Here is an 11,305-nt window from a genome sequence, read left to right on the forward strand (position 1 = left end):
GAGGGATGTTCATGCGTTGGATGTGGCGGATGGTGATGGGTGTGGTGGCAGCATTGCTGCTGTTGTTGGTGGTGATGTTGGTCAACACACTGCGTCTACCCTCCCCGCCGCCGCTGGCGCAACGGGCACCGACGCCGCCGGCCGGGCTGGAAGCAGCGGCCGAGCGGCTGGCGGCGGCGGTGCGCATCCCTACCGTATCGCATGGTGAAGAGAGCAACGACGGCGTCAACAATTTCCCTGCACTGCACAAGCTGCTGGAAACCAGCTTCCCGCTGACGCATGCCAAGCTCAAGCGTGAGCTGGTGGGCGACAGCCTGCTGTACACCTGGCAGGGTTCCGATCCATCGCTGGCGCCGATCCTGATCACCGCCCACATGGACACCGTACCGGTCGAGCCGGGCACGGAAGCCAAGTGGAGCCATCCGCCATTCAGCGGCGCGATTGCCGATGGCTACGTCTGGGGCCGTGGCACGCTCGACATGAAGCACGTGGTGATGGCCACGCTGGAGGCGGTGGAAAGCCTGCTGGCGCAAGGCTATCAACCGCGTCGCACTATTCTGCTGGCCTATGGCCACGATGAAGAAAAAGGCGGCAAGCAAGGCGCCGCCAAAATCACCGAGCTGCTGCAACAGCGCAAAATCCACGCCGAGTTCTCGATGGACGAGGGGCTGGTGATACTCAACGGTTTCATTCCCGGCGCCGAGCGTCCGGTGGCGCAAATCGGCCTGTCGGAAAAAGGTTATATGACGCTGGAACTGAGCGCCAAGGCCGACGGTGGCCATTCGTCGATGCCGCCGCAGTGGACCGCGGTGGGCCGCATCAGCCGCGCCGTCGCGCAACTGGAGCAGCATCCGATGCCGGCCTCGCTGGACGGCCCTGGCGGCATCGGCCTGCGCACCATGGCGCCGGTGCTGCCGTTCGCCACCCGTTTTGCGATTGCCAATGAGTGGCTGCTGTCGCCGCTGATCCTGCGTCAGCTGGATGCCGCCCCGGCCACCAGCGCGATGACGCGCACCACCACCGCACCTACCATGGTCAGCGGCGGCGTCAAGGAAAACGTGTTGCCGTCGGAAGCGCGCGCCATCGTCAACTTCCGTCTGGCGCCGGGCGACAGTGTGGACGATGTCGAGAAGCACACGGTGGCGGCAATTAACGATCCGGCGGTGCAAGTGCGTCGCGCCGGCTCCACCGCCGCCACTGCGGCCACGCCGGTGGCGGACATGCATTCGCCCGGCTACCAGCTGATCGCCTCGACGGTCGGCAAGGTGGCGCCGGAAGCGCTGGTCGGCCCTGGCCTGGTGCTGGCCGGCACCGACAGCCGTCACTATGGTCTGGTCAGCGACGCCGCCTTCCGCTTCGTGCCGGTGCGCATGACGCCGACCGACGTGCCGCGCATCCACGGCACGGACGAGCGCATCAGCATCGTCAACTACGGCGAAATGATTTCCTTCTACCAGGCGCTGCTGAGCGAAGGCGCCGCCCGCTAACACAAGCGCGCCAACAGGCTCGCCAGCCGCGCCGCCGCATCGTACTGCTGGAACTGCCGCGCCACGGCCTGCGCCGCCGCACGCGGCTCAGGCTGCTGCAGCAAATGCAGCGCCGCGCCGCGTAACTGTTCCTCCTGCAACCGGTCCGAACGCAACAGCGCGCCGGCGCCGGCGCGCAGCACGCCATCCATATTCAGGTACTGATCCAGATTGCCGGCGATGCCCAGCACCGGCACCCCGGCCGCCAGCGCCTGCTGGCTGGTGGGGCTGCCGCCGTTGCAGATCACCAAGCGCGCACGCTGCGCGGCCTGCTCGCCCGGCAGATAGCTCGCCACGTGTACATTGTCCGGCAACAGCCCGGCATCGACATTGCCGGCGGTGGCGGCCATCACCGTCAGCGGTAGCGGCGCCAGCGCTTGCAGCACGCGCGGCAGCAAGGCGGCCTGGCCCGAACTGCCCAGCGTGACGTAGACGATGTCGCGCCCGCCGGGCATCGCGTCCCACCACGGCGGCAGCTCCACCGGCGGCGACCACATCACTGGCCCCAGATACGCATGCGTGATCGGCAAATCGTGCGCCGGAAACATCTCAGGGATATCCGCATACAGCACGTGGTCGGCATCGGTGTAGACACGTCGCAGGTCCGGCCCCAGCGACGGCAACTGATAGGCGCGCCGCACCGCGTTCAACGGCCGGCTGTGCAGCGCAAACGCCAGCGGCTGCACAGCGCGGAACAGCGGCTCCGCCAGCGCGATCGGCAACACGCGTGACAGCGCGATCGCCGGCACCCGGTAGTGCTGCTGCACGTAGGGACTCCAGTAGGCGTTGGTGACCGTCACATAGGGCACCTGCACCACCCGCGCGCTGACCGACAGCGACAGTCGAAAATCGCCTATCACCACCTGCGGCCGCACCGCTTCCAGCAGACGTATGTCGTCCAATACGTACTGTGCCAGCGTGGCGCGGTCGTACACCGGCTTGCCGGCGGCCAGCGCGGCCAGAAAGCGCTGGCTGGAAATGCTGTTCAGCGTCCAGCTACGCAGCTGACTTCCCTTCAAAAACATCTCATGCCCAGGTGCACAGGCGAAATGCACGTCATAACGCTGCCGGTCCAGCGTTTGCGCCAGCGCCAGCGAACGGCCGACATGCGCCAGCGTTACCGCCTCGGCCACGAACAAGATTCTTTTGCGTTCCATGCCACCAGCTTGCGACGCTCACACACGGCTTGTTTGAGGCAGGTCAAACGTGCCTGCCTTAATGCAGATCAAAGTCGAGCTTGCCTGAAGCATATATTTTTCTCATTGGCACTTTGAATGGGCACAACGATGTTCAACTTTGAACGCTCGGGTCTGAGTCAAAAGCTGACGATCATGTCGGTGCTGTCCACCGGCAGCGCGCTGCTGCTGGTGTTCGTCGCCTTTGCCGCCACCTCCGTGCTCAGCCACACCGAGGACGCCAAACAGCAGCTATCCTCGCTGGCCGGCGTGGTCGGCAACAACAGTCGTGCCGCGCTGCAATCCGCCGACCGCCAGCAAGCCCGCCAGACACTCGCCACCTTGGCCGCCGAAGAAGACATCCTGCAAGCCGCGCTGTACGACGGCGATGGCCGGCTGCTGGCGCGCTACGCATCGCCGCGCCTGCCATCCACGCGCAACGCGCCGGACCAGTTGGGCGCCACCGCCACCGTTACCAACGTCCATGCCGAGCGCAGCGGACCGCCATGGGCACCCGCCCTGCGCGTCTACCGCCTGCTGCACGATGGCGATGAAGTGGTGGGGACGGTGATGGTGGAGGTGGCGCAAACCCGCATGTGGCTGGATATCCTGAAGAATTTGGGCGCCGCCATGGTGGCCGCCGTGCTGTCCTTCATGATGGCGCTGCTGACGGCGGCCCGCTTCAAGGGCAGCATTGCCGAACCGGTCAGCCAGCTGATGACGGCCGCCCAGCAGATCAGTCGCGGCCAGGCGACGCCGCGTCTGGCCCACCAGCGCAACGACGAGCTGGGCGCGCTGATCGACAGCTTCAACGATATGCTGGCCCAGGTCGAGGGCCGCGACGCCGCGCTGGCACAGTACCGCGATCAGCTGGAACGCCAGGTCAGCGTGCGCACCGAACAACTGGAAAAGGCCAAGAACGCCGCCGAGGCCGCCAGTCAGGCAAAAAGCGCCTTCCTCGCCACCATGAGCCACGAAATCCGCACCCCGATGAATGGTGTGCTGGGCATGACGGAACTGTTGCTGGCCTCCCGTCTCAGCGAGCAGCAACGCCATTACACCAGCATGGTCAAGCGCTCGGGCGAACATTTGCTGGTGATCATCAACGACATCCTCGACTTTTCCAAAATCGAAGCCGGCAAGCTGACGGTGGAATACATCCAGTTCAATTTCCGCGACCTGCTAGACGATGTCGACAACGTATTCCTGCCGCAGGCCCAGGCCAAGGGCTTGCGGCTGGAGCTGGACATCGCCCACAACATCCCGCTCGCCATCTGCGGCGATCCCAACCGGCTGCGGCAGGTGATTTTCAACCTGCTCGGCAACGCCATCAAGTTCACCGACGCCGGCCAGATCACCGTCAAGGTACGCGTCGTGCATGAGGATGCGCAAGCGGTCGCGCTACGCTTTGAGGTGCACGATACCGGCATCGGCGTCTCGGCCGAGGCGCGCGCCCGCATTTTCGACTCCTTCTCGCAGGCCGACGGCTCCACCACCCGCAAGCACGGCGGCACCGGACTGGGGCTGGCGATTTCCAGGCAACTGGTGGAATTAATGGGCGGCGCAATAGGCGTCGAACATGCGCTAACTCAAGGATCGGTGTTTTGGTTTGCCGTAAATTTTGACAAACGTCGCGTCGATATCGACGATCCTTCCACCGCCACACAGGGACTTCGCGCTTTGATTGTCGATCCACACCCCGTCGCCCTGGAGCGACAACTGGCGGCATGGCGCATCAGCTGCGCCAGCTGCGGCGCCACCGACGCCCTGCCCCGGCTGCGACGAGCGGCGGCGGACGGCCATCCCTACGATCTGGTACTGCTTGACATGGAGCAGCCGCGCACCAGCGGCCTGGCGCTGGCGGCCGCCATCCGCGCCGATAGCGCGCTGCCGGCCACACGCCTGCTGCTGCTGGCCACCGAACGCAACGCCGCCGACAGCGTGCAGCAGCGCGCCGCCGGTGTCGCCTTCCAGCTCATCAAGCCACTGCGCGACTGCGATTTGTACGAGGCCATCGTCGCGCCCTTGCGCGGACGCGAACCGCGACCGGCCGCCGTGGCCGCAACCGCGCCGCCGGTCAGCACGCTCAGCGCCGGCAACACCTCCGCTGCACGCGCGCGCAAACGCCGCAAGGTGTTGCTGGCGGAAGACAATCCGGTCAACGTCGAAGTCGCCAGCGCGATGCTGGAAGGGCTGGGACTCGAAGTCAGCCGCGCCTGCAACGGCGAAGAAGCGTTGCACTCGGTGCAGGCCGACGACTTCGACCTGATCCTGATGGACTGCCAGATGCCGGTGATGGATGGCTTTGCCGCCACCAACGAAATCCGCCGCCACGAACAACAGCGCGGCCGCGCGCGCAGCCTGCCCATCATCGCCATCACCGCCAACGCGCTGCAGGGTGATCGCGAATCCTGCCTGGCCGCCGGCATGGACGATTACCTGAGCAAACCCTTCACCCAGCAAGCGCTGGGACAGACCCTGGCACGCTGGATCAGTCTGCCGCGAGTGGCGCCGCCGCCGGCCGACACCCCGCCAGCGGACGACGACACCATCCACCTGCAGGCGCTGGACAATATCCGCGCCCTCAACCCGGCCAACGGCGATGCGCTGCTGGAGCGGGTGCTGCACGCCTTCCTGAACGACACGCCCGGCCAGCTACACACCATCCGGCTGGCGATCGCCAGCGACAACCCCGGCCAGCTGCGCAAGGCCGCCCACAGTCTGAAATCCAGCAGCGCCAATGTCGGCGCGCTGGCCCTGGCCCAGCGCTGCAAGGAGATGGAGCAGCTGGGCCGCAATCAAACAACCGCCGGCGCCGCTCCTCTGCTGGCTGAGATGGAACGCTCTTTCCAGGCCGCGCGGCAGGCGTTGGGAACTATCCTGGAACGGGAGATCTGAACATGGCAACTTCCCCCAAGCGCGGCCTGGTACTGGTGGCCGACGACGATCCCACCATGCGCCTGCTGATGCTGGAAATGCTGGCGCAAGTCGGCCTTGACGCAGTCGAGGCCGCCGATGGCGTGCAGGCCGTGGCCTGCTATCAAAGCGTGGCGCCCGATCTGGTGCTGCTGGATGTCGACATGCCCGGCATGGACGGCTTTGCGGTCTGCCGCGAAATCCGCCGCCTGGAAGCGCAGGCGGCCGTGCCCATCATCATGGTCACCGGCGGCGATGAACTGGAATCGGTCACCCGCGCCTACGAGGCCGGCGCGACCGATTTCGTCTCCAAACCGATCAACTGGCCCATCCTCGGCCACCGCGTGCTGTACGTGCTGCGCGCCAGCGACGCCATCAGCCGCCTGCGCATCGCCGACGCCCAGCACCGCGCGGTGCTGGCGGCGATACCGGACACCTTCTTCCGCATGAACAAGGAAGGCTACTACCTCGACTACGAACAGGGCCACGAGGCCAGCAACGTGTTTGCCAGCGACTTGTGCGTGGGCCGCCACCTGAGCCAGGTGCTGCCGCCGGACATCGCCGGCCACATGCTGGAGCAGGTGCACACGGTGCTGGACAGCCAGCACATCCGCTCGCTCGATTACGAGCTGCCGCTGCCCGGCCCGGCGCCGCGCGCGCGTCAGGGCGAGCATCCGGCGCCGCTGCCGGTGCGGCACTTCGAGGCGCGGCTGGTGGCCACCGGGCCGGACGAGGTATTGGGCCTGGTGCGCGATATCAGCGAGCGCAAGCGCAACGAGGAACAGATCCGCCGCCTGGCCTATTGCGATTCGCTGACCGGCATTCCCAACCGTCAAGCCTTCCTGGAAACGCTGGAAGCCGAGCTGGTGCGCTCGCGCAAGGCCAACAAGAAATTCGCGGTGCTGTTCATGGACCTGGACGCCTTCAAGCGCATCAACGACACACTGGGGCACGACGTCGGCGATCATCTGCTGAAAGCCGTGTCGGAACGGCTGCGCGAGACCACGCGGCCGGGCGATCTGGTGTCGCGCACCGAGGCCGGCAACAACCTGGCGCGGCTGGGCGGCGATGAATTCACCATTCTGATTCCGGATCTGGAGCGGGTGGAAAACGCGCTCAACGTCGCGCATCGCGTCAAGGAAGCGATGCGCCGCCCCTTCCTGCTGGATGCACACGAAATCTTCGTCACCGCCAGCATCGGCATCTCGCTCTATCCGGAAGATGGCGAGGACTGCAACTCGCTGCTCAAGTATGCCGACACCGCCATGTACCACGCCAAGAACTGCGGCAAGAACAACGCCAAGCTGTACAGCTCGTCGCTGACGATGCAGATCATGAGCCACGTCAAGCTGGAAGTCGGCCTGCGCAAGGCGTTGCAGAATGACGAGCTGTATTTGCTGTACCAGCCGCAGATCGACGTCACCAGCTCGCGCATTGTTGGCGTCGAAGCGCTGGTGCGCTGGCGCCATCCCGAGCGCGGTGTGATTTCGCCCACCGAGTTCATCCCGCTGGCCGAGGAGACCGGGTTAATCGTGCCGATCGGCGAATGGGTGCTGCGCGCCGCCTGTCAGCAAGCCACCGCGTGGCAGCAGACCGGCAAGCCGCCGGTGCGGGTGGCGGTGAACCTGTCGGCCAAGCAGTTCAAGGACGAGAATCTGACCCAGATCGTGCTGTCCGCGCTGCACGACACCGGCCTGCCGGCCGAGCTGCTGGAGCTAGAGCTGACCGAAGGCACGCTGATGGACGACGCCCGCGCCACCATGGTCACGCTGGAGCAGTTGCGCGGCATCGGCGTGTATTTATCGATCGACGATTTCGGCACCGGCTATTCGTCGATGAACTACCTGAAGCGCTTTGACGTGCGCGCGCTGAAGATCGACAAAAGCTTCATCAGCGGCCTGCCGCTGGATTCCGAAAACGCCGCCATCACGCGCGCCATCATCGCCATGGCGCACGGCCTGAAAATGGCGGTGGTAGCCGAAGGCGTGGAAACCGATGCCCAGTTGGTGATGCTGGAACAATACGGCTGCGACATGGTGCAAGGCTACTACCTCGGCCATCCCTCGCCACCGGAATCGATCCAGCGCCTGCTGGCCAACCAGTACGCGCTGGCGCTGACGTGATCTACATCAGCAAGCGTGGCTGGCAGCATATACTGAAACACCATACCGGCACGCAAATGCAGGGCTCAAGAAAAAAGAGTACATTCAACGCGAACGAAGACTTGGTCCAGCTAATCAATCTGGCGTCGCAGCATCCGCCGCTGGGGAAAATCAGGAATCATCTCGTGCGCGTCTTCGACGCCGGACATCCGGTGGGTATCAACCGCCGCACTGGACAACCAACCACGCTGGTGACAGTGCTGACGCGGTTGAATGGCGAACTGGTCACGATGTTTCCAGGGACACCTTAGGAGCTGCAATGGCACTCGACTTTGCTGTTTTGACAGAAGACGACACTTCCGCCGAGATTATCTCCTTGGGCATCCGTCAACACGACATCCTTATGACCCTTGCTGGGCAGCTCAAGCTTCAGCAACTGCTCCGTTTTGGAGACTATTGCAATGAAGTGGACTTCAGGCCATCCGAGCTGCCGGCGCTGGCGCGCGATCTGGACATCGTCAGCAAGTCGGCCGCGCCCAGGGAAATCGTGGCGTTTGCGCGCGCGCTGGATGGCTTGGTGACGCTGGCGATCCAGCGCCACAAGCCGCTGATGGCGATTCCCGACTGATTACAGCACGCCGTCTTGCTTCATGGCGGTGATCTGCTCCGCGCTGTAGCCCAGCGCCTGCAGCACCTCATCGTTGTGCTGCCCCAGCTCCGGCCCCAGCCACTTGGTGTGGCCCGGCGTGGCCGACAGTTTGGGCGAAATCGCCGGCAGCTTGACCGGCGTGCCGTCGGCAAACTGGTGCTGCTCGAACATCTCGCGCGCCAGGAATTGCGGATCGCTCATCATGTCGCGCACCGAATAGATCTTGCCGGCCGGGACGTCGGCCGCCTGCAGCACCGTCAGCGCGCTGTCGATGTCCTGCGTATCACACCACGCCTGAATCGCATCGTCGATCAGCTGCGTATGCTTGACGCGGCCATCGTTGCGCTCCAGCTCGGGATTGCCGGCCAGATCGATGCGGCCCATGGCCAGCATCAGCCGCTTGAAGATCGCATCGCCATTACCGGCAATCACGATATTCTCGCCATCCTTGGTGGTGTAGGTGTTGGACGGCACGATGCCCGGCAGCGAGCCACCGGTGCGCTCGCGCACCACGCCCGCATGGTCGAACTCCGGCACCAGCGATTCCATCAGGTTGAACACGGACTCATACAGCGCCACGTCCACCATCTGGCCCTCGCCCTTCAGCTTGCCGCCGGTGGCGTCGCGGTGGCGCAGCGCCATCATGGCGCCGATCACGCCATGCAGCGCCGCCACCGAATCACCGATCGAGACGCCGACCCGCACCGGCGGCCGGTCGGCATGGCCAGACACATAGCGCAGACCGCCCATCGACTCGCCGATGGCGCCAAAGCCCGGCAAATCCTTCATCGGCCCGGTCTGGCCAAAGCCGGACAAGCGCACCATGATGATCGACGGATCGAGCGCCTTCAACTGCTCGTAGCCCAGCTCCCACTTCTCCAGCACGCCGGGACGGTAGTTCTCGATGATGATATCGGCTTCCAGCGCCAGCTTGCGCGCGATCTCGCGGCCCTGCGCGTGCTTCATGTTCAGCGTCAGCGATTTCTTATTGCGCGACTGCACCGACCACCACAACGACGTACCATCCTTCAGCACCCGCCATTTGCGGATCGGATCGCCGCCATCGGGCGCTTCGATCTTGATGACTTCGGCACCGAACTCGGCCAGCATGCGCGCGCAAAACGGACCGGCGATCAGCGTGCCCAGTTCCAGCACCTTGATGCCCTTCAATGGGCCGGCAGTATTTTTCGTCATGTCGCTCTTCGATCCAGCATGGCGCGGGCGATGGTGCCCGCATCGACGTATTCGAGTTCGCCGCCGACCGGCACGCCGCGCGCCAAACGGCTGACCTTGAGCCCGCGCGCCTTCAGCATCTCGCTGATGTAGTGCGCGGTGGCCTCGCCCTCGTTGGTGAAATTGGTGGCCAGCACCACTTCGGTAACCAGGCCATCGGTGGCGCGCGCCACCAGCTTTTCCAGATGAATGTCGCGCGGGCCGATGCCGTCCAGCGGCGACAGCCGGCCCATCAGCACGAAGTACAGCCCCTTGTAGGTCAGGGTCTGTTCGATCATCAACTGGTCGGCCGGGGTTTCGACCACGCACAGCAGGCGGCGGTCGCGTTCTTCATCGATACAGGTGTCGCACACCTCTTCTTCGGTGAAGGTATTGCACAGCGCGCAGTGATGCACGGCGCTGACCGCCTGATGCAAGGCGCGCGACAGCATGTCCGCGCCTTCGCGATCATGCTGCAACAGGTGGAACGCCATCCGCTGCGCCGATTTGGGGCCGACGCCCGGCAGGCGGCGCAGCGCTTCGGTCAGGAATTCCAGCGACTTGGACATGGGTCCTTAGAATGGCATCTTGAAGCCGGCCGGCAGGTTCATGCCGGCGGTCAGGCCGCCCATTTTCTCGGCGGCGGTGGCTTCAGCTTTACGCACGGCGTCGTTGAAGGCGGCGGCCACCAGGTCTTCCAGCATGTCTTTGTCGTCGGCCAGCAGCGATGGGTCGATCGAAACGCGCTTGACGTCGTTCTTGCAGGTCATCACTACTTTGACCAGGCCGGCGCCGGATTGGCCTTCGACTTCGATCAGGGCCAGCGATTCCTGCGCCTTCTTCATATTGTCCTGCATGGCCTGGGCTTGTTTCATCAGGCCGGCGAGTTGGTTCTTCATCATGATGGTGTACTCCGTGGTGGTGGATTGTTAGAGAGTGAATCAGGCAGCCGCTGCCGCGCTGGCTTGCGGCGGCACGACGGAGCCGGGGACAACCCAGGCGTCCAGTTCGCGGATCATGCTGTTCACGAAAGGATCATTGGCGACAGTTTCCTCGGCCGCGCGCTGGCAGGCTTCGCGGTAGGCTTGCACCTCGGCGCTGGCGGTGTACCAGACCGCGCCCAGTTCGCTGTCGAGGCGTACCGTGCGGCCAAAGCGTTCGCTCAGCGCGGTGGTCAGTTTCTCGACGTTGCTCGGCGTGCGCCAGGTTTCGATCGGCACGCGGATGGTGAATACGGCGGCGTTGCCGTCCAGGCTGCAGCGCACCAGTTCGGATTGCATGGCCAGTTGCTGGGCCGTGCCACGCAGTGGCAGCGCAGCCGCCACCGCTGGCCAGTTGCCATCCCAGTTCAGTTCGGGAACCGGGGTGATGACGTAGGCATATGGCGCCTTGGCCGGCGCCGGCGCGGCGCGCGCAGGCATGGCGATGGCGTGCGGATCGTCGGCCTGATAGGCCTGCCCCTGCGCTTGCCCTTGCGGCGCGCTCGGCTGCGGTGCGTACGGATGGGCGGACGATGGCGCGGCGACCGCACTATCGTCAGAAAATTCGGTCACCCAGGGCGGTAGGTCATCCTCCGCAGCGGCTTGTGGCTGTCGGGCTTGCGGCGCGGTGTGCTGCGGCGCGGCCTGCGCGCGTGGCGGCACTTCCAGCACGGCGGCCTCGGCGCTGCCCATGGCGGCCGGCGGCATGTCTTCCCACGGCGCCGGACGCGCAGGCGCGGCAGCG

General features: G+C 65.0%; 9 protein-coding genes and 1 pseudogene. 5 read left to right on the top strand and 5 right to left on the bottom strand.

All coding sequences use genetic code 11. From position 1 onward, the window contains the following. The first annotated feature begins 5 nt into the window (after window positions 1–5). Window positions 6–1,487 (top strand): M20 family peptidase, encoded by a 1,482-nt coding sequence (locus GJ699_RS31580; protein WP_154383397.1) that lies wholly within the window; start codon window positions 6–8, stop codon window positions 1,485–1,487. On the opposite strand, the gene GJ699_RS31585 is transcribed toward GJ699_RS31580, so the two are convergent. Next, window positions 1,484–2,683, bottom strand: coding sequence for a glycosyltransferase (locus GJ699_RS31585; protein WP_154383398.1), 1,200 nt, complete (start codon window positions 2,681–2,683; stop codon window positions 1,484–1,486). The genes GJ699_RS31580 and GJ699_RS31585 overlap by 4 nt on opposite strands. Before the next feature lie 129 nt (window positions 2,684–2,812). On the opposite strand from GJ699_RS31585, the gene GJ699_RS31590 reads away from it, so the two are divergent. Genes GJ699_RS31590 through GJ699_RS31605 form a run of 4 tightly spaced genes read left to right on the top strand, consistent with a single transcriptional unit; the run spans window position 2,813 to window position 8,347 of the window. Further along, window positions 2,813–5,599: a hybrid sensor histidine kinase/response regulator gene (locus tag GJ699_RS31590; RefSeq protein WP_154383399.1), complete on the top strand. Its 2,787-nt coding sequence runs from the start codon at window positions 2,813–2,815 to the stop codon at window positions 5,597–5,599. Between the two features lie 2 nt (window positions 5,600–5,601). Further along, a complete protein-coding gene (locus GJ699_RS31595; RefSeq protein ID WP_154383400.1) occupies window positions 5,602–7,740 on the top strand; it encodes a putative bifunctional diguanylate cyclase/phosphodiesterase in 2,139 nt (712 codons plus the stop codon). Beyond that, complete coding sequence (locus tag GJ699_RS31600; protein ID WP_154383401.1) at window positions 7,737–8,030, top strand: hypothetical protein; 294 nt, start codon at window positions 7,737–7,739, stop codon at window positions 8,028–8,030. The genes GJ699_RS31595 and GJ699_RS31600 overlap by 4 nt, the downstream gene beginning before the upstream one ends. Window positions 8,031–8,038: 8 nt before the next feature. Then, window positions 8,039–8,347 carry a hypothetical protein gene (locus tag GJ699_RS31605; RefSeq protein ID WP_154383402.1) on the top strand — a complete coding sequence of 103 codons (309 nt, stop codon included), beginning with the start codon at window positions 8,039–8,041 and terminating at the stop codon, window positions 8,345–8,347. Here the strand turns inward: GJ699_RS31605 and GJ699_RS31610 are convergent, their stop codons facing one another. The 4 genes and pseudogenes from GJ699_RS31610 to GJ699_RS34300 form a co-directional block, all read right to left on the bottom strand. Next, complete coding sequence (locus GJ699_RS31610; RefSeq protein WP_154383403.1) at window positions 8,348–9,562, bottom strand: CaiB/BaiF CoA transferase family protein; 1,215 nt, start codon at window positions 9,560–9,562, stop codon at window positions 8,348–8,350. It lies immediately after the preceding gene. Continuing rightward, complete coding sequence (recR, locus tag GJ699_RS31615; RefSeq protein ID WP_154383404.1) at window positions 9,559–10,149, bottom strand: recombination mediator RecR; 591 nt, start codon at window positions 10,147–10,149, stop codon at window positions 9,559–9,561. Before recR ends, GJ699_RS31610 begins: the two co-directional genes overlap by 4 nt. 6 nt (window positions 10,150–10,155) lie before the next feature. Continuing rightward, the gene (locus GJ699_RS31620; RefSeq protein WP_135200448.1) at window positions 10,156–10,482 is read right to left on the bottom strand and encodes a YbaB/EbfC family nucleoid-associated protein; all 327 of its coding nucleotides are present in this window, start codon (window positions 10,480–10,482) and stop codon (window positions 10,156–10,158) included. A 39-nt stretch (window positions 10,483–10,521) separates the two neighbouring features. Next, window positions 10,522–11,305 (bottom strand): annotated as a pseudogene (locus GJ699_RS34300) (DNA polymerase III subunit gamma/tau); the annotation flags it as partial.

The sequence above is a fragment of the Duganella guangzhouensis genome, assembly GCF_009674535.1.
Classification (GTDB): Bacteria; Pseudomonadota; Gammaproteobacteria; order Burkholderiales; family Burkholderiaceae_D; genus Rugamonas; species Rugamonas guangzhouensis.